At 59.5% G+C, this 19026-nt stretch carries 14 protein-coding genes; 6 read left to right on the plus strand and 8 right to left on the minus strand.

Annotated elements, in window-relative coordinates; genetic code table 11:
* Positions 1 to 19 precede the first annotated feature (19 nt).
* Positions 20 to 1006, minus strand: coding sequence for an FAD:protein FMN transferase (locus PMI32_RS16920; protein ID WP_008028457.1), 987 nt, complete (start codon positions 1004 to 1006; stop codon positions 20 to 22).
* A 118-nt stretch (positions 1007 to 1124) separates the two neighbouring features.
* On the opposite strand from PMI32_RS16920, the gene PMI32_RS16915 reads away from it, so the two are divergent.
* Entirely contained in the window at positions 1125 to 2423 is a 1299-nt protein-coding gene (locus tag PMI32_RS16915) for an MFS transporter (RefSeq protein ID WP_008028459.1), read from the plus strand.
* 172 nt (positions 2424 to 2595) lie between these two features.
* Here PMI32_RS16915 and PMI32_RS16910 read toward each other — a convergent pair whose 3' ends face one another.
* Complete coding sequence (locus tag PMI32_RS16910) at positions 2596 to 4059, minus strand: glyceraldehyde-3-phosphate dehydrogenase (RefSeq protein WP_008028461.1); 1464 nt, start codon at positions 4057 to 4059, stop codon at positions 2596 to 2598.
* Positions 4060 to 4422: 363 nt separating this feature from the next.
* Here PMI32_RS16910 and mfd point away from each other — a divergent pair, with 363 nt between their 5' ends.
* The 3 genes from mfd to PMI32_RS16895 are packed head-to-tail and all read left to right on the plus strand — an operon-like array spanning position 4423 to position 11151.
* Complete coding sequence (mfd, locus tag PMI32_RS16905) at positions 4423 to 7872, plus strand: transcription-repair coupling factor (protein ID WP_008028463.1); 3450 nt, start codon at positions 4423 to 4425, stop codon at positions 7870 to 7872.
* A 10-nt stretch (positions 7873 to 7882) separates the two neighbouring features.
* Positions 7883 to 8449 carry a CsiV family protein gene (locus PMI32_RS16900; protein WP_008028464.1) on the plus strand — a complete coding sequence of 189 codons (567 nt, stop codon included), beginning with the start codon at positions 7883 to 7885 and terminating at the stop codon, positions 8447 to 8449.
* Positions 8450 to 8460: 11 nt separating this feature from the next.
* Positions 8461 to 11151, plus strand: coding sequence for a DEAD/DEAH box helicase (locus PMI32_RS16895; protein WP_008028466.1), 2691 nt, complete (start codon positions 8461 to 8463; stop codon positions 11149 to 11151).
* 109 nt (positions 11152 to 11260) lie between these two features.
* On the opposite strand, the gene PMI32_RS16890 is transcribed toward PMI32_RS16895, so the two are convergent.
* The 3 genes from PMI32_RS16890 to PMI32_RS16880 all read right to left on the minus strand — a co-directional run bounded on the left by PMI32_RS16890 (position 11261) and on the right by PMI32_RS16880 (position 13887).
* The gene (locus tag PMI32_RS16890; protein WP_008028469.1) at positions 11261 to 11998 is read right to left on the minus strand and encodes an S-methyl-5'-thioinosine phosphorylase; all 738 of its coding nucleotides are present in this window, start codon (positions 11996 to 11998) and stop codon (positions 11261 to 11263) included.
* Positions 11999 to 12010: 12 nt separating this feature from the next.
* On the minus strand, positions 12011 to 13021 hold the full coding sequence (gene nagZ, locus PMI32_RS16885; protein ID WP_008028471.1) for a beta-N-acetylhexosaminidase: 1011 nt from the start codon (positions 13019 to 13021) through the stop codon (positions 12011 to 12013).
* A 158-nt stretch (positions 13022 to 13179) separates the two neighbouring features.
* Positions 13180 to 13887, minus strand: a complete 708-nt coding sequence (locus tag PMI32_RS16880; protein ID WP_008028474.1) for a TetR/AcrR family transcriptional regulator — start codon at positions 13885 to 13887, stop codon at positions 13180 to 13182.
* Positions 13888 to 14116: 229 nt separating this feature from the next.
* Here PMI32_RS16880 and lexA point away from each other — a divergent pair, with 229 nt between their 5' ends.
* Positions 14117 to 14725 carry a transcriptional repressor LexA gene (lexA, locus tag PMI32_RS16875; RefSeq protein WP_007944149.1) on the plus strand — a complete coding sequence of 203 codons (609 nt, stop codon included), beginning with the start codon at positions 14117 to 14119 and terminating at the stop codon, positions 14723 to 14725.
* Between the two features lie 10 nt (positions 14726 to 14735).
* A complete protein-coding gene (sulA, locus tag PMI32_RS16870) occupies positions 14736 to 15209 on the plus strand; it encodes an SOS-induced cell division inhibitor SulA (protein ID WP_008028477.1) in 474 nt (157 codons plus the stop codon).
* 86 nt (positions 15210 to 15295) lie between these two features.
* On the opposite strand, the gene PMI32_RS16865 is transcribed toward sulA, so the two are convergent.
* The 3 genes from PMI32_RS16865 to topA all read right to left on the minus strand — a co-directional run bounded on the left by PMI32_RS16865 (position 15296) and on the right by topA (position 18976).
* Positions 15296 to 15529, minus strand: coding sequence for a hypothetical protein (locus PMI32_RS16865; RefSeq protein ID WP_008028479.1), 234 nt, complete (start codon positions 15527 to 15529; stop codon positions 15296 to 15298).
* A 154-nt stretch (positions 15530 to 15683) separates the two neighbouring features.
* Entirely contained in the window at positions 15684 to 16208 is a 525-nt protein-coding gene (locus PMI32_RS16860; RefSeq protein ID WP_008028481.1) for a DUF6586 family protein, read from the minus strand.
* Positions 16209 to 16348: 140 nt separating this feature from the next.
* Positions 16349 to 18976: a type I DNA topoisomerase gene (gene topA, locus PMI32_RS16855; RefSeq protein ID WP_008028483.1), complete on the minus strand. Its 2628-nt coding sequence runs from the start codon at positions 18974 to 18976 to the stop codon at positions 16349 to 16351.
* Positions 18977 to 19026: the final 50 nt, after the last annotated feature.

The raw sequence follows: 19026 nt of genomic DNA on the forward strand, positions 1-19026 counted from the left end.
AATGCGCGCATCACCGTAATCATTCAGTTTTGCCGCCACTGAGACGCTCAAAAGCCTGATTGGTACGTATGACGAAACCTGTATCGGCACGAATCACAAAGAATGCACCTATGTTGTGGGTTTCGGCATAGTCCCACCCCCGTTCAGGACCGAGAATCAGCAACAGCGTCGATAGGCCATCGGCCATCAACGCTGAAGGATGAATGACCGTGACTGACGCCAGGGTGTGTGAGACCGGCGTACCGGTGTGAGCATCGAAGGTGTGGGAATAACGCCGACCGTCCTGCAGAAAATAGTTGCGATAGTCGCCGGAAGTGGACACCCCGTAGCCGTCGACCGCGATGATGCGTTCTGCAACCTGCTGATCGTCTCGGGGTTGTTCAAGCGCGATGCGCCACGGCGAGCCATCAAGTTTCTTGCCAGCAGCCTTGAGTTCGCCGGTGGCTTCGGCGAGGTAGTTGTGGATGCCCATCGCGTCGAGCTTTGCGGCAATCGTATCGACGGCGTAGCCGGCGGCGATGCTGTTGAAGTCGACTTCGACGGCAGCGTCCTTGCACAACTGATCGCCTTCGATGCGCAGATGCTGATAACCGACTCGCTGCCGCACCTCGGCAAGCGCTTGGGCATTGGGCACTTTTTCTTCACGCGCCCGGGGGCCGAATCCCCAGAGATTGAGCAGTGGCTCCACGGTCAGGTCGTAGGATCCTTCGCTTTGCTCTGACAGTTGTTCACCAACGCGGATCAATTTGAGGATGGACGCGGGCATTTTCTGACAGCGATTGGCGGGCAGATCGTTGAAGCGCTCGATGTCCGAATCGCTGCGATAGGTAGACATTTGCTTGTCGACCTCGGCGAGGATCTTCTCCACCTCGCTGCGCACCTGTGCGGGCGCGGGCAGATTGGCATGGCGCACGTATTTGATTGAATAAGTGCTGCCCATAGTCGGGCCGCCGATGCTTTCCATGGAATCGCCATTGCCGCAGCCAGCCAAAACACCAGCCAGCATCACAACCACCTTCCAACGTCCAGTTAACAAATCTTCATCTCCCAGTAAAAGCACGCCAGCCATTATGGGACACACGCGAAACGCTTTCTTACAAGATTTAAAAAGTGAGTATCCAGACATGTCCTCCACGACCGGCAAAGGCAAAGCGATTTTTCGCGTTGTCAGCGGCAACTTTCTCGAAATGTTCGACTTCATGGTCTACGGCTTTTACGCCACAGCCATCGCCAAAACCTTCTTCCCCGCCGACAGCGCTTTCGCTTCTCTGATGCTGTCGTTGGCCACCTTCGGTGCCGGCTTCCTGATGCGCCCGCTGGGGGCGATTTTCCTCGGTGCCTACATCGACCGTCATGGCCGCCGCAAAGGCTTGATCATCACCCTCGCGATGATGGCGGCCGGTACGGTGTTGATTGCCTGCGTACCGGGTTACGCCACGCTAGGCGTGGCCGCGCCGCTGATCGTGCTGTTCGGCCGACTGCTGCAAGGTTTCTCCGCCGGCGTGGAACTGGGCGGTGTGTCGGTGTATCTCGCGGAGATTTCCACACCGGGGCGCAAAGGGTTCTTCGTCAGTTGGCAGTCTGCCAGTCAGCAAGCGGCGGTGGTGTTTGCCGGCCTGCTGGGGGTGGGTTTGAACCACTGGCTCAGCCCGGAAGAAATGGGTGAATGGGGGTGGCGTGTGCCGTTCCTGATCGGCTGCATGATCGTGCCGGTGATCTTCGTGATTCGCCGTTCGCTGGAAGAAACGCCTGAGTTCCAGGCACGAAAACACCGCCCTACCCTGCGGGAAATCGTCCACTCGATCGGTCAGAACTTTGGCATTGTCATCGCCGGCATGGCGTTGGTAGTGATGACCACGGTGTCGTTCTACCTGATCACCGCCTACACCCCGACCTTCGGCAAGGCCGAACTGCACCTGTCGGATCTGGATGCGCTGCTGGTGACGGTCTGTATCGGCCTGTCGAACTTTTTCTGGCTGCCGGTGATGGGTGCTGTGTCCGACAGGATCGGGCGAAAACCCCTGCTTCTCGCAGCGACCATTCTGGCGATTCTCACCGCTTACCCGGCCCTGTCGTGGCTGGTGGCAAACCCGAGCTTCAGCCATTTGCTGATCGTCGAGTTGTGGTTGTCGTTCCTGTATGGCTCGTACAACGGCGCCATGGTCGTGGCGCTGACCGAGATCATGCCGGTGGAAGTTCGTACGACCGGTTTCTCTCTGGCCTACAGCCTGGCGACGGCAACCTTCGGCGGGTTTACGCCGGCAGCCTGTACGTACCTGATTCATGTGCTGGATAACAAGGCTGCGCCGGGGATCTGGCTCAGCGGCGCGGCAGTGCTGGGGTTGATTGCGACGCTGGTGTTGTTCCGTGGTAACCGGCATGAGTTGCGGACGGCGCAGGCGGCGGTGGTTGGCGGCGCCTGACAGACCGCCATCGCTAGCAGGCTAGCTCCCACATTGGGTCTGTGTCGCTCACAAGTCCCCTGTGGGAGCTAGCCTGCTAGCGATGAGGCCCGACCTGGCGACACGGCTCAAAAGCCTGCACAAACAAAAACGCCCCGACCAAAGTCGGGGCGTTTTCATGTGCAGCTAAGGCTTAGCGCGGGAATGCTGGCGGGTTTACACCGGCCATGTCTTCCATCACGCGAACCACCTGGCAGCTGTAACCGAATTCGTTGTCGTACCAAACGTACAGAACAACGCGGTTGTCTTGGGTGATGGTTGCTTCAGCGTCCACAACGCCTGCGTGGCGCGAGCCAACGAAGTCGGTGGAAACCACTTCCTGCGAATTGACGAAGTCGATTTGCTTGTGCAGATCGGAGTGCAGCGCCATGTAGCGCAGGTACTCGTTCATCTCTTCGCGGGTGGCGGCTTTCTCAAGGTTCAGGTTGAGAATGGCCATCGACACGTTTGGCGTCGGAACACGGATCGCGTTACCGGTCAGCTTGCCGGCCAGCTCAGGCAAAGCCTTGGCAGCAGCGGTGGCAGCACCGGTCTCGGTGATCACCATGTTCAACGCGGCGCTACGGCCACGGCGATCGCCCTTGTGGAAGTTGTCGATCAGGTTCTGGTCGTTGGTGTACGAGTGAACCGTTTCAACGTGACCATTGACGATGCCGAACTTGTCGTTGACAGCCTTCAGCACCGGCACGATGGCGTTGGTGGTGCAGGAAGCGGCCGAAACGATCTTGTCGTCAGCGGTGATTTCGCCGTGGTTGATGCCGTGAACGATGTTCTTCAGCTTGCCTTTGCCAGGCGCGGTCAGAACAACGCGGTCGATACCCGGGCAGGCCAAGTGCTGACCCAGGCCATCGGCGTCACGCCATACACCGGTGTTGTCCACCAGCAGCGCGTCTTTGATGCCGTACTGGGTGTAATCCACTTCAGTCGGGTTCTTCGCGTAGATAACCTGGATCAGGTTGCCGTTGGCGGTGATGGTGTTGTTTTCTTCATCGATGGTGATGGTGCCGTTGAACGAACCATGTACCGAATCGCGGCGCAGCAGGCTGGCGCGCTTGGTCAGGTCGTTCTCGGCGCCCTTGCGCACCACGATGGCACGCAGACGCAGACCGTCGCCGCCACCGGTTTTTTCGATCAGAATGCGCGCCAGCAGACGGCCGATACGACCGAAGCCGTACAGCACAACGTCGGTGCCTTTGCGAGCGGAGGCGTTTTGCTGGCCAACCACTTCAGCCATTTCTTCACGGACGAACTGCTCGGCAGTACGGCCATTGCCTTCGACGCGGAATTTGTACGCCAACTTGCCCAAATCTACCGAAGCAGCGCCGAGCTTGAGCTCGCTCATGGCTTTCAGCAGAGGGAATGTTTCGTGGACGGAGAGTTCGCTATCGTCGGAAGAACGATGGCGAGCAAAGCGGTGAGCTTTGAGAATCGCGATGACAGACTGGTTGATCAGGCTGCGGCCATAGATCGAGCTCACCACGTTGTTATTGCGGTAGAGCTGACCGATAAGCGGAATCATCGCTTCTGCGAGTGCTTCACGGTCGATCCATTCACCAAGACACTGGTCGGGCTTCTGAGTCACGGGAACCTTCCACATGTAGGGGCAGAAAAAAGGGGCTACATTATGCCGCCGAGTGCCTCTCGTAGCAATGCGCGCCTGTCGTGCGATCCGTAACAATTTCTTCTTCAAAAAAATTACGCACCGCCGAAGCCCAGTAAAACCGCGGCTTTCAGCGAAGTCAATTTTTTGGAGACATCGCCGTCTTATCCGTAACCCTCCGTAACACTCAGTCGTTTTGCCACTACATAATCAGTAATTTTCAGCAAAAAACCGGCGTTTTTTGTCTTTACCACTACATTTCGCCAAACCTGCGTAATAGACACAGTCAGCAACTGACAGGCGGCACCCGGGGCCGCTACAATTACCGACTTTGTCGCAACGCTTGGAGCTCAACCTTCCGTGCCCGTTCTGCGTCTACCGCTTCTCCCTGCCGCGGCAGGTAAACAGCACTGGGGCAACCTGCCCGGTGCCGCCCTGAGCCTGGCCATTGCCGAGGCTGCCAGCGCTGCCAAGCGCTTTACCCTGCTACTGACCGCCGACAGCCAAAGTGCCGAGCGGCTGGAGCAGGAGCTGGGTTTCTTCGCCCCGGATTTGCCGGTGCTGCATTTCCCGGACTGGGAAACCCTGCCCTACGATCTGTTTTCGCCACACCAGGACATCATTTCCCAGCGCATCGCTGCTCTATATAGATTGCCGGAGTTGAGCCATGGCGTGCTGGTGGTGCCGATCACCACGGCCCTGCACCGCCTGGCGCCGACCAAATTCCTGCTCGGCAGCAGCCTGGTGTTGGACGTTGGCCAGAAGCTCGACGTCGAGCAAATGCGCACCCGGCTTGAGGCCAGCGGTTATCGCTACGTCGACACGGTGTACGAGCACGGCGAATTCACCGTCCGCGGCTCGCTGATCGATCTGTTCCCGATGGGCAGCAAACTGCCCTTCCGGATTGACCTGTTCGATGACGAAATCGAAACGCTGCGTACCTTCGATCCGGAAAACCAGCGCTCCATCGATAAAGTCGACACCGTCCGCTTGCTGCCTGCACGGGAATTCCCGCTGCAGAAAGATGCGGTCACCCGTTTCAAGGCACGCTTCCGTGAGCGCTTCGATGTCGATTTCCGCCGCTGCCCGATCTTTCAGGACCTGAGCAGCGGGATTACACCGGCGGGTATCGAGTACTACCTGCCGCTGTTCTTCGACGAAACCTCGACCCTGTTCGATTACCTGCCCCAGGACACCCAGGTGTTTTCCCTGCCGGGTATCGAGCAGGCGGCGGAAAATTTCTGGAACGACGTGCGTAATCGTTATGAAGAGCGCCGCGTCGATCCGTCCCGTCCTTTATTACCGCCAGCCGAATTGTTCCTGCCGGTGGAGGACTGCTTCGCACGCCTGAAGAACTGGCCGCGCGTCGTCGCCAGTCAACAGGATGTTGAAACCGGTGTCGGCCGCGAGCGCTTCCCGGCGCGGGAACTGCCGAACCTGGCCATCGAAGCCAAGGCCACTCAACCGCTGGCCGCGCTGGCCGGCTTCCTCGACGAGTTCCCTGGTCGCGTGCTGTTCACCGCCGAATCTGCGGGCCGTCGTGAAGTGCTGCTGGAACTGCTGGAACGCCTGAAGCTGCGACCGAAAACCGTCGACAGCTGGCCCGACTTTGTCGCGAGCAAGGAGCGCCTGGCGATCACCATCGCACCGCTCGACGAAGGCCTGGTGCTCGACGATCCGGCCCTGGCGCTGGTCGCCGAAAGTCCGTTGTTCGGTCAGCGCGTGATGCAGCGTCGTCGCCGTGAAAAACGCGCCGACGCCAACAACGACGCCGTGATCAAAAACCTCACCGAACTGCGCGAAGGCGCGCCGGTGGTGCACATCGATCACGGCGTTGGCCGCTATCTGGGCCTGGCGACGCTGGAAATCGACGATCAAGCCGCCGAGTTCCTGACCCTGCAATACGCAGAAGGCGCCAAACTGTACGTGCCGGTGGCCAACCTGCACCTGATCGCCCGTTACACCGGCAGCGACGATGCCCTGGCCCCACTGCACCGTCTCGGCTCGGAAACCTGGCAGAAAGCCAAACGCAAAGCCGCCGAACAGGTGCGCGATGTGGCGGCGGAATTGCTCGACATCTATGCCCGCCGCGCTGCTCGCGAAGGTTATGCCTTCGAAGATCCGAAAGCCGATTACGCAACTTTCAGCGCCGGGTTCCCGTTCGAAGAAACCCCGGACCAGCAAACCACCATCGAAGCCGTGCGCGCCGACATGCTCGCACCGAAGCCGATGGACCGACTGGTCTGTGGCGACGTCGGTTTCGGCAAGACCGAAGTGGCGATGCGCGCAGCGTTCATTGCGGTGCACGGCGGTCGTCAGGTGGCGATTCTGGTGCCGACCACCCTCCTCGCCCAGCAGCACTACAACAGCTTTCGCGACCGCTTTGCCGACTGGCCGGTGACTGTGGAAGTGATGAGCCGCTTCAAGTCGGCCAAGGAAGTGAATGCCGCCGTCGCCGACCTCGCCGAAGGCAAGATCGACATCGTCATCGGCACGCACAAGCTGCTGCAAGACGACGTGAAAATCAAAAACCTCGGGCTGGTGATCATCGACGAAGAACACCGTTTCGGTGTCCGCCAGAAGGAACAGCTCAAGGCTTTGCGCAGTGAAGTCGACATCCTCACGCTGACCGCCACGCCGATTCCGCGCACGCTGAACATGGCAGTGTCCGGCATGCGTGACCTGTCGATCATCGCCACGCCGCCGGCCCGTCGCCTGTCGGTGCGGACGTTCGTCATGGAGCAGAACAAGAGCACGGTCAAAGAGGCGCTGCTGCGGGAGCTGCTGCGTGGCGGCCAGGTCTACTACCTGCACAACGACGTGAAGACCATCGAGAAATGCGCCGCCGACCTCGCCGAACTGGTGCCGGAAGCGCGGATCGGCATCGGCCACGGGCAGATGCGCGAGCGCGAACTCGAACAGGTGATGAGCGACTTCTACCACAAGCGCTTCAACGTGCTGATCGCCTCGACCATCATCGAGACCGGCATCGACGTGCCGAGCGCCAACACCATCATCATCGAGCGCGCCGACAAATTCGGCCTGGCGCAGTTGCACCAGTTGCGTGGCCGCGTAGGTCGCAGTCACCACCAGGCCTATGCTTATCTGCTGACACCGCCGCGCCAGCAAATCACCCCGGACGCAGAAAAGCGTCTGGAGGCGATCGCCAATACCCAGGACCTCGGCGCGGGCTTCGTGCTCGCCACCAACGACCTGGAAATCCGTGGCGCCGGCGAACTGCTGGGCGACGGCCAGAGCGGACAGATTCAGGCGGTCGGCTTCACCCTGTACATGGAGATGCTCGAGCGTGCGGTGAAGTCGATCCGCAAGGGCGAACAACCGAATCTCGATCAGCCGTTGGGCGGTGGCCCGGAAGTCAATTTGCGTGTTCCGGCGCTGATTCCCGAAGACTATCTGCCGGATGTCCATGCGCGGCTGATTCTCTACAAACGCATTGCCTCGGCCACCGATGAGGATGGTCTCAAGGACCTGCAAGTCGAGATGATCGACCGTTTCGGCCTGCTGCCGGAGCCAACCAAGAACCTGATGCGCATCACAGGGCTGAAGTTGCAAGCCGAAGTGCTGGGCATCAAGAAAGTCGACGGTGGCCCGCAAGGCGGCCGGATCGAGTTCGCGGCGCAGACACCGGTCGATCCGCTGACCCTGATCAAACTGATTCAGGGCCAGCCTAAACGCTACAAATTCGAAGGGGCCACGATGTTTAAATTCATGGTCCCGATGGAGCGCCCGGAAGAGCGCTTTAATACTGTAGAGGCATTGCTTGAATGCCTCATTCCGAAAACTGCTTGAAGGACGCCGCATGCGCCTGTTTCGCTTACTGACTTTGCTGACCACCCTGGTCGCCCCAACGGCGTTTGCCGATGACCTGTATCAGATCGAAATGATTCTGGTCCGGCAAAACGCCGTGCCCGCCATCGTCAGCCGCGCCGCGCCGGAAGACTGGGCCGCCGGCGCCCAGCAAATCCGCCCCGAGAGCCTGCGTACGCCGAGCCTGAATGGCGAAGTGGAAAAACTCACCGCCAGCAATGAATACACCGTATTGCTGCACAAGGCCTGGCAGCAAAATCTCGGCGAAGAAGCCAGCAAAGTTGCGGTCAGCGACGGCAAGGAACAGTTCGGCCAGTTCCCGATCGAGGGCACGCTGAACCTGAAACTGGGGCGTTTCACCGACGTTGACGCCGACTTCTGGGTCAACCAGATCGACGCCAACGGCATGGTGACCGCCAGCGAACGCCTCAAACAAGAAAGCCACACCAAGAACGGCCAGTTGAACTTCCTCGACAACGGTCACCTCGGCCTGCTGATCAAGATCACCTCGCTCACCGCCCCTGCGCCTCGGCCAGTCCCCGAACAAATTCCGGACTGATTGAAGTCCCTATGCCCGCGACCCTGAGCAAACCCCTGGCACCTTCATGGGTCAGTCGATTCAAGGAACAAAGCCTGGAGCGCGGCCGCCGCTATGCGCTGGAGAACCGCGTCAGGATCGTGGAAGTCGGCGACGCAACCATTACTGCCGCGTGCGAAGGTTCTGGCGGTAACGTATACCGTCAGACCATTCGCCTGCGCGAGTCAGCCAAAAGCACCCTGCTGATGGTCGATGCCACGTGTACATGCCCGGTCCGCAGCAACTGCAAACATTGCGCAGCCGTGCTGTTGAAGGTGCAGGAAACCCTCGCCTACCCCGCCGCCGCTCAAGACGCCGAATTGCTGGAAAAACTCCAGGCCGTACTGGAAAACCGCAGCCCGAAAGCACCGCCGCAAGTGCTGGTGGACAACGTTCAACCGGTGCCGCGCCTGTGGCTGGCGAGCATTGAGTTCAGCGCCTTCGAGCCGCGCAACGGCAAGATGCAGCGTTACATCCAGCATCGCGCTGCGTTGTCCTTCAGCTATCTGGATGAATACGTTTGCGGGCAGAAAAACGCCGAAATCCTGATACGTCAGGAGGCACAGACATTACGGATAAAACGCCACCCGGAAGTCGAACAGGCCTACAGGGAACAGTTACGAATCCTCGGCTTCAAGATCGCCACCCGGCAAAGTAAAGCCTTGCCGGAAAGTGCCGGCGAACTCTATGAAATGGTCAATGACAGTGCCTGGCTGACCTTCACGCTCAATGAGCTGCCGAAGCTGCGCACCCAAGGCTGGGAGTTGCAGATCGACGAGGATTTCGGTTTCGATCTGACCGCCGTGGACGACTGGTACGCCACCGTCGAACAGGCGCCGGAGCGCGACTGGTTTGATCTGGAACTGGGGATCATCGTCAATGGTGAGCGGTTAAGCCTGCTGCCCATCCTGTTGAACCTGATGCGCTCCCACACCGAGATCCTCAACCCGGAACGCCTCGCACGGCGTCGCGACGATGAATTGATTTTGGTGAACATCCCCCATCGCCCGAACTCCGAGCATGGGCCGTTGCAAGTCGCCCTGCCCTTTGGCCGATTGAAACCGGTGCTGGCGACCCTCGGCGAGTTCTATCTGCAAGAGCCCGGCGAAACCACACTGCGCCTGAGCAAGGCCGACGCGACGCGCCTGAATCCGCTGGAAGACCTGCCGCTGCTCTGGGAAGGTGGCGAACAAATGCGCAGCTTTGCCCAGCGTCTGCGGGACATCAAGGACTACACCGCGACTGCGCCGGAAGGCTTGAACGCGACCTTGCGTCCCTATCAGCTGGAAGGCTTGAGCTGGATGCAGTCGCTGCGGCAACTGGAAGTTGGCGGGATTCTCGCGGATGACATGGGCCTGGGCAAAACCCTACAAACCCTGGCGCATGTTCTCAGCGAGAAAAACGCCGGGCGCCTCGATCGTCCGTGCATGGTGGTGATGCCCACCAGCCTGATTCCCAACTGGCTCGACGAAGCGGCGCACTTCACACCGCAACTGAAAGTGCTGGCACTGTACGGCGCCAGTCGTAAAAAGCATTTCGACAGTCTGGCCGATTACGACCTGATCCTCACCACCTATGCGCTGCTGCCCAAGGACGTCGAACGCCTGGCCGCACAGCCACTGCACGTGTTGGTGCTGGACGAAGCGCAATACATCAAGAACCCCAACAGCAAAGCCGCCCACGCCGCACGCGAGCTGAATGCACGCCAGCGTTTGTGCCTGAGCGGTACGCCACTGGAAAACCACCTGGGTGAGCTGTGGTCGCTGTTTCACTTCCTGCTGCCCGGCTGGCTCGGCGATGTGAAGAGTTTCAACCGTGATTACCGCGTGCCGATTGAAAAGCGCGCCAGCGAAGTACGACTTCAACACCTCAACGGCAGGATCAAACCGTTCCTGCTGCGCAGGACAAAAGAGCAGGTAGCGACGGAGTTGCCGCCGAAAACTGAAATCATCCATTGGGTCGAGCTCAACGAAGCCCAGCGCGATGTGTACGAAACCATGCGCTTGGCGATGGACAAGAAAGTCCGCGACGAAATCACCCGCAAAGGCGTGGCACGCAGCCAGATCATCATCCTTGAGGCGTTGCTGAAGCTGCGTCAGGTCTGCTGCGACTTGCGCCTGGTCAACGACGCAGCCCTGCCGACACGCGGAAGCACCTCGGGCAAGCTCGACAGCCTGATGGAAATGCTTGAGGAGTTGTTCGAGGAAGGCCGACGGATTCTGCTGTTTTCGCAGTTCACTTCGATGCTGGCGTTAATCGAGGTCGAACTGAAGAAGCGCGGCGTGGAGTATGCGTTGCTGACCGGGCAGACTCGAGACCGACGCTCCCCGGTGAAAGACTTCCAGAGCGGTAAGCGTCAGATCTTTCTGATCAGCTTGAAGGCAGGCGGTGTTGGCTTGAACCTGACGGAAGCGGACACGGTGATTCACTACGACCCGTGGTGGAACCCTGCGACGGAAAACCAGGCGACTGACCGCGCGTATCGCATCGGCCAGGAGAAACCGGTGTTCGTTTACAAGATGATTGCCCGGGGCACGGTGGAAGAAAAAATTCAGCACCTGCAGAAGGAAAAATCCGACTTGGCGGCAGGCGTGCTGGATGGGCGCAAGGCTGGGGACTGGAAGTTGCAGAGTGATGATATTGAGGCGTTGTTTGCGCCTTTGCCGGAGAAGATCGATAAGTAGTGGTGGCAGTTAAATCGCTATCGCTGGTAAGCCAGCTCCTACAAGGGATAACTCGACACCTGTAGGAGCTGGCTTGCCAGCGATGAGGTCAACTCGGTGCAACGATCGATCAGCCCTTCAACACCCGCGCCAATGTCGACTTCACCTTGCCCATTCCGTCATGCAACGCCTGCTCGATCTCGGCCATGGTAATCACAGCTGTCGACTTGCCCGCCGCCGGGTTCACCACCAACGCCAGGCACGCGTAATCCAGCTCCAGCTCACGCGCCAATGCCGCTTCCGGCATGCCGGTCATGCCGACGATGTCGCAACCGTCGCGCTCCAGTCGCGCAATCTCCGCCACCGTTTCCAGGCGCGGTCCCTGCGTGCAGGCATACACGCCATGACTGCTGTAACCAACGCCTTCAGCCGCCAATGCCGCGATCAATTGCTCGCGCAGCGGTTCGCTGTAGGGATAGCTGAAGTCGATGTGGGTGACCTGTTCCAGGTCATCGGCAAAATAGGTGTGTTCGCGACCGCTGGTGTAATCGATCAGTTGATGCGGCACGCAGAAATGCCCGGTACCCATCGCAGCATGAATTCCGCCGACAGCGTTGACCGCAAGAATCGCTTCGGCGCCAGCCTGCTTTAGCGCCCAGAGGTTGGCGCGGTAGTTCACCTGATGCGGCGGGAAACGGTGCGGGTGACCATGACGCGCGAGGAACAGCACTTCCTTGCCGGCGTACTCACCGATCTGCACCTCGGCCGAAGGCGTGCCGTAAGGGGTGTCCACCGCCAGTGACTGACGAATGCTCAGGCCTTCCAGTTGAGTCAGGCCGGTGCCACCGATAATCGCGTAAACCGTCATAACGTAAAGTCCTTATTCAATCAGTTGAGCGTCTTTGAGCGCACCAATGGCCGTCAGCCAGCGCGGGTCTTGACGGTATTCAGTGCTGGCATACGACTGGCCGCGCATCCGCGCAATGCGCTCGGACGGCTTGACCTTCAGACGCTGGGCGGCACTCAGCGCGAGCTCCGCAGCGGCGCGGTCGTTGCACACCAGGCCCATGTCGCAACCAGCGCTCAGCGCGGCTTCGATACGGCTGGCAGCATCGCCGACCACGTGAGCGCCGGCCATCGACAGGTCATCGCTGAAGATCACGCCGTCGAACTGCAACTCGCCGCGCAGGATGTCCTGCAACCAGCGACGGGAGAAGCCGGCCGGCTGGGAATCGACTTGCGGGTAAATAACATGGGCCGGCATCACGGCGGCCAGTTGCTTGCTCAATTTGGCAAACGGCACCAGATCGTTGGCGCGGATTTCATCGAGGCTGCGCTCGTCATTCGGGATCGCGACGTGGGAATCGGCCTCCGCCCAACCGTGGCCGGGGAAGTGTTTACCGGTGGCGGCCATGCCGGCGCTGTTCATGCCACGGATAAATGCACCTGCCAGCAGTGCAGCACGCTCCGGGTCACCTTCGAACGAACGGGTACCGACCACGGCGCTGCGCTGGTAATCCAGATCCAGCACCGGGGCAAAGCTCAGGTCGAGGCCGACGGCCAACACTTCGGTCGCCATGATCCAGCCGCACTGCTCGGCCAGGTATTCGGCGTTCGGGTTGTCGGCAATGGCGCGCATGGCCGGCAGTCGCACGAAGCCCTGGCGCAGGCGTTGCACCCGACCGCCCTCCTGATCCACTGCCAGCAGCAGATCAGGTCGAACGGCTCGGATGGCGGCGCTCAGTTCGCGCACCTGACGCGGGTGTTCGATGTTGCGGGCAAAAATGATCAGGCCGCCCACTTCCGGTTGGCGTAACAATTGGCGATCTTCAGCCGTCAGCCAGGTACCGGCGACGTCCACCATCAACGAGCCTTGCAGGCCAGCAGTCATAGAGATTCCTTGATAACGATAAACCCGGCTCGCACGCGTTCGCCGCTGCGGACTTTGCCCGGCAGGTCGGCGATATCTATGGGGAGCGGGTTCAGAACGAGAGTCGGCATGGGCGGCTAGCTTAGCGGATGTCAGCTGCCGCGCCCACCCGTGCGCGGTTAAACCTTGGCGGCAACCTGTGTCGATTTGCTGCGCGGACGCAATTGCGCAGTGGCCATGGCCGTGTCGGTCACGCCGGTTTCGGCGCGCATGCCGGCGGCCAGGAAGGGCACCATCAGGCGCATCACTTGCTCAATGGAGGTGTTGACGCCGAAATCGGTCTCGGCAATCGCGCGCAAGGCCTTGATACCGGACATGCTGAACGCTGCCGCACCCAGCATGAAGTGCACGCGCCAGAACAGCTCGATCGGTGGAATGCGTGGCGCAGCTTCGTTGACCAGCATCATGTAGCGACGGAATACCTTGCCGTACATGTCTTCCAGATAACGACGCAGGTGACCCTGGCTCTGACTGAACGCCAGCCCCAGCAAACGCATGAAAATCGAGAGATCGTTGCCGCTGCGTGGCTGTACCACCAGGGCTTGCTCGACGAGGATTTCGAGCAGTTCTTCAAGTGTCGGTTTGTTCTCGGGCTTGGCCTGACGCCGCTCCAGCTCTTTATCAAGGCTTAAACAGAACGGCCCGAGAAAGCGCGAGAAGACGGCTTGAATCAGCGCCTTCTTCGACCCGAAGTGATAGTTCACCGCCGCCAGATTGACACCGGCCTTGCTGGTGATCAGACGCAACGAGGTTTCTGCGAAACCTTTTTCCGCGAACAACTGCTCGGCAGCATCAAGAATGCGTTCAACGGTTTCCGACTGGGCCATGGCTACTCCGCCTGACAAACACTTGTTTGAAACATACGTTTCAGCCCAGGCCTTGTCAAGTCTGGCGGTTCGTTTTGGGAATGGCCGGTCAGCTATTTAACCATACAACGACGACGCTTTAATCAGCCGGCTGATCGACCGTCTGGCGGCCGGTAAAAAAAGGGGCATTGCCAAGTCGCTTTCACTGTATATAATCCCAGTCACTGTATAAAAAGACAGAGCGATCAATATGCTAAAGCTGACGCCACGCCAAGCCGAGATTCTGGCCTTCATCAAACGCTGCCTGGAAGACAACGGCTACCCGCCGACCCGCGCGGAAATCGCTCAGGAACTGGGTTTCAAGTCGCCCAACGCAGCGGAAGAACACCTCAAGGCGCTGGCTCGCAAGGGTGCGATCGAGATGACGCCGGGCGCATCCCGCGGCATTCGCATCCCAGGTTTCGAAGCCAAGGCCGACGAATCCACCCTGCCCATCATTGGCCGAGTGGCTGCCGGTGCACCGATCCTTGCCCAGCAGCACATCGAAGAATCCTGCAACATCAACCCTGCCTTTTTCCATCCTCGCGCGGACTATTTACTGCGCGTTCACGGCATGAGCATGAAGGACGTGGGCATTTTCGACGGCGACCTTCTGGCTGTCCATACCACCCGTGAGGCCCGCAACGGCCAGATCGTGGTGGCGCGGATCGGCGACGAAGTAACGGTCAAACGCTTCAAGCGTGACGGCAGCAAAGTCTGGTTGATTGCAGAAAACCCTGAATTCGCCCCTATCGAAGTGAACCTGAAAGATCAGGAACTGGTGATCGAAGGCTTGAGTGTCGGCGTCATTCGCCGCTAAAGGAGGCTTTATGCAGTTCCCACACACATCACAGCAAGCCCAACTGCCGTTGTTCGAGGCGTTCATGGTGCAGCCGATGGCACCGATTCTGAAGGATGTGGTCGAGTCGCCCTGGAGCGCCGAACCTGAAGTTTTCAGTGAGCTGTCATTGCGTGGTGCGGCCGGGAACTGCCTGAGCCTTCTGGCACCGATCCTCAGGGAACTGAGCGAGGATCAGGACGCGCGCTGGCTGACATTGATCGCCCCGCCGGCCAGCCTGACACAAACCTGGCTTCGAGACGCCGGCCTGAATCGTGAACGCATTCTGTTGCTGCAACCGCGCGGCACTCAGAGTGCACAACAGCTGACCTGCGAAGCGTTGCGTCTGGGTCGCAGCCACACAGTCGTCAGCTGGCTCAATCCACTGAGCACCACTTCACGGCAACAGTTGATCAGCGCCGCCCGGACCGGGGACGCACAAAGTCTGAACATTCGACTGGGTTAAACGAAGCACGCACTGAACTGCGCGGGGCTTCTCCAAGAATAGAGAAGCCGGTCTGTAGCGGTATCAGGAAAAAGCGACGAACGGGATCAATGAAGGACCCGTGAGCTCTCATCCGTATTGAAATCACCCTCAACCAAGCGGCCAGCCATCTGAACGCCGACGCTCAACATCGCCTTGGCAACTTCCACGTGTTGGCCCTGCAGGAACGCTTTAGCATCCTCAGAGAAATCCAAAGTAACCAGAGAACCCTCGTCCTCGGCCCTGCGCAGCTCGATTCGGCCGTCTGGTAACTCGACAATTTCTAGAAAGGACGTCGGCATAAAGGTCTGTTCTCCACGAAAGGCGGCGATTATATAGGCATCGGACAGGCTTCGCTCAGGATCTTGACCAGATGCCATTACGAAGAGACATTTCTCACAACACTCATCCCTGAAACGGACAGCCCGTCGGACCCTCCGTTAAACACTCAATCCTTCAGCACTCGTTCAACCCTTCGCGAAAACGAATCGCCAGGCCTTTCAGGTTCTGACGCCAGCTCTCCAACTCCTCCCGACTCAGCTCTTCCGGCGAATCTTCTTCATCCAGATTAACGGCCAGGATCAGCGGCTGCGTCACGTCGCCCTTGGGTTTGTGCGGTGCACGCGGCGGCTGGAACAACGCAGCATGAGCCGACAGCAGCTTGGCCAGCCAGGTTTCCGGGTTTTGCGCCAACTCGACCATCTCGGCCATTTCTGGAATGGCGATGGCTTCCAGCACTTCCCGAGTCAGCAACATCTCCGCCCGAGGCGCATTGGCCTGAGGCAAGCGATAGAAACCGGCAATTTCATGGCACAGCCCCAGCAACGCACCGTACAAGTGAAACAACGCCGATTCGCGCCCGGCCTGAATCAGCGCCAGGGAGTTCATCGCCCGCCCCTCTTCAGCCTTGGCAAGCGCTTCCAGCGACAGGCCGGCGAAATAAATCTTCTGATTGGTACGGGTATAGAGTTCGTGGGCCATGACGGCAGCCTCCACAACGAAATAATTGCTTCACGCAGGTCAGACAGTGTCGTGGATCACCCAAGCACACCGCAAGCCCAAAACAAAAAGGCCGCATGAAAACCCGAGGGTTTCATGCGGCCTTTTAATTGCAGCGCTGTTTAAGCTTTGGCTGCCGGGCGCTTGTCTTCAACTGTCCACTTGCCGCCGTCGTAATACGCTTTCCAGCCAGTCGGCTTACCGTCGACTTCCGTCTGCACGTACTGCTCTTTGGTCTTGCGGCTGTAACGGATCACGGCAGGGAGACCGTCCGGGTCCTTTTTCGGCGCTTCACAGAGGAAGTGGTACTTCGGATCGATCTCATCCTTGTGCGGGATGATTTCCATGACCAACGGCGCACGGGTCTCGCGGTTTTTCGGGAACTGGCTGGCGGCCAGGAACAGGCCGGAAGCCCCGTCGCGCAGGATGTAGGTGTCGTTGACCTTTTCGCATTTCAGCTCAGGCATCTTCACCGGATCCATCTTCGGCGGTGCCGCATCACCGCTTTTCAGCAGTTTGCGGGTGTTCTTGCACGTTGCGTTGGTGCAACCGAAGAACTTGCCGAAACGGCCAGTCTTGAGCTGCATCTCGCTGCCACACTTGTCGCATTCCAGGCTCGGACCTTCGTAGCCCTTGATGCGATAGGTGCCCTCTTCGATTTCGTAGCCGTCGCAATCCGGGTTGTTGCCACAGATGTGCAGCTTGCGCTTCTCATCGAGCAGGTAAGCGTCCATCGCCGTGCTGCAGATCGGGCAACGATGCTTGCCACGCAGCACCAGCGATTCCGACTCACCCTCGTCGTCCGCGGCGATTTCATCACCCGGCACCAGGTTGACGGTGGCCTTGCAGCGCTCTTTCGGCGGCAGGCTGTAACCCGAGCAACCGAGGAACACGCCGGTCGATGCGGTACGGATCTGCATCGGACGGCCACAGGTCAGGCACGGAATGTCGGTCATCACCGGCTGGTTGGCACGCATGCCGCTTTCCGGGCTTTCGGCCACTTCGAGCTTCTTCTTGAAGTCGCCGTAGAACTCGTCCAGCACGTTTTTCCAGTCGCGCTCGCCCTGGGCCACGTCATCGAGATTCTCTTCCATGCCGGCGGTGAAGCCGTAGTCCATGAGATTGGAGAAGCTCTCGGACAGGCGCTCGGTGACGATGTCACCCATCTTTTCCGAGTAGAAACGACGGTTGTGCAGCGCTACATAACCACGGTCCTGGATGGTCGAAATAATCGCCGCGTAGGTCGAAGGACGACCGATACCGCGTTTTTCCATTTCTTTCACCAGGCTCGCTTCCGAGTAACGCGCCGGCGGCTTGGTGAAGTGCTGGGTCGGATCAAGCTTGATCAGCTTCATCGCGTCGCCCTGGGCCATGTCCGGCAGCACGTCGTCATCACCAGGCTTGGCGATTTGCGGCATGACGCGGGTGTAACCGTCGAACTTCAGGATACGGCCCTTGGCACGCAGCTCGAAATCGCCGGCACCAACGGTGACCGTGGTCGACAGGTATTGCGCCGGCAGCATCTGGCAGGCGAGGAACTGGCGCCAGATCAGCTCGTAAAGCCGCTCTGCATCACGCTCCATGCCCGACAGCTTGCTTGGCTCGGTGTTGGCGTCGGACGGACGAATCGCTTCGTGAGCCTCTTGTGCGCCTTCCTTGCTGCTGTAGACGTTCGGGGTTTCTGGCAGGTACTTCTTGCCGAATTCGCCTTCAATATACGTACGCGCCATCGTCACGGCATCGGCCGAGAGGTTGGTGGAGTCGGTACGCATATAAGTGATGTAGCCGGCTTCGTACAAGCGCTGGGCCATCATCATGGTTTTCTTCACGCCGAAGCCCAGGCGGTTGCTCGCGGCCTGCTGCAGGGTGGACGTGATGAACGGTGCCGACGGCTTGCTGCTGGTCGGCTTGTCTTCGCGCTTGACGATGCTGTAGCTGGAAGCCTTGAGCTTCTCCAGCGCAGCCATGGCCTGGGCTTCGTTCAGCGGCCTGAACGCTTCGCCCTTCTCGCGAGCGACGTCGAAACGCACGGTAGCGCCCTTGGCGGTGCCAAGGTCAGCGTGGACTTCCCAGTACTCTTCCGGGATGAACGCGCGGATTTCACGCTCACGCTCCACCACCAGCTTCACGGCAACCGATTGCACGCGACCGGCGGACAGGCCACGGGCGATCTTGGCCCACAGCAGCGGCGAAACCATGTAACCCACCACGCGGTCGAGGAAACGACGCGCCTGCTGGGCGTTGACACGGTCGATGTCCAGCTCGCCTGGTTTGGAGAAGGCTTCCTGAATCGCCTTCTTGGTGATTTCGTTGAACACCACGCGCTTGTAGCGGCTGTCGTCACCACCGATGGCTTCGCGCAGGTGCCAGGCAATGGCTTCCCCCTCGCGATCCAAGTCGGTTGCGAGATAGATGGTGTCAGCATCCTTGGCGAGCCGGCGCAGCTCTTCGATAACCTTTTCCTTGCCCGGGAGGATCTCGTACTTGGCTTTCCAGCCATGATCCGGATCGACACCCATGCGCGAGACCAGCTGCTTGCGCGCTTTCTCTTTAGGCGAGAGCACCGGACCTTCACCCGCAGCGGCTTTGCCGCGCTTGGCGGCTGGCTCTTTGCTGGCGCTAGCCGAACCGCTGGTGGGCAGGTCTCGGATATGGCCGATACTCGACTTCACCACGTATTGGTTACCCAGATACTTGTTGATGGTCTTGGCCTTAGCCGGGGATTCCACAATGACCAGCGATTTGCCCATGGATCAGAAAATTCCTGAATTCTAGAAGTGAAAGGCGGTTGGCGCCTGAC

Source organism: Pseudomonas sp. GM60 (assembly GCF_000282415.1).
Lineage (GTDB): Bacteria > Pseudomonadota > Gammaproteobacteria > Pseudomonadales > Pseudomonadaceae > Aquipseudomonas > Aquipseudomonas migulae.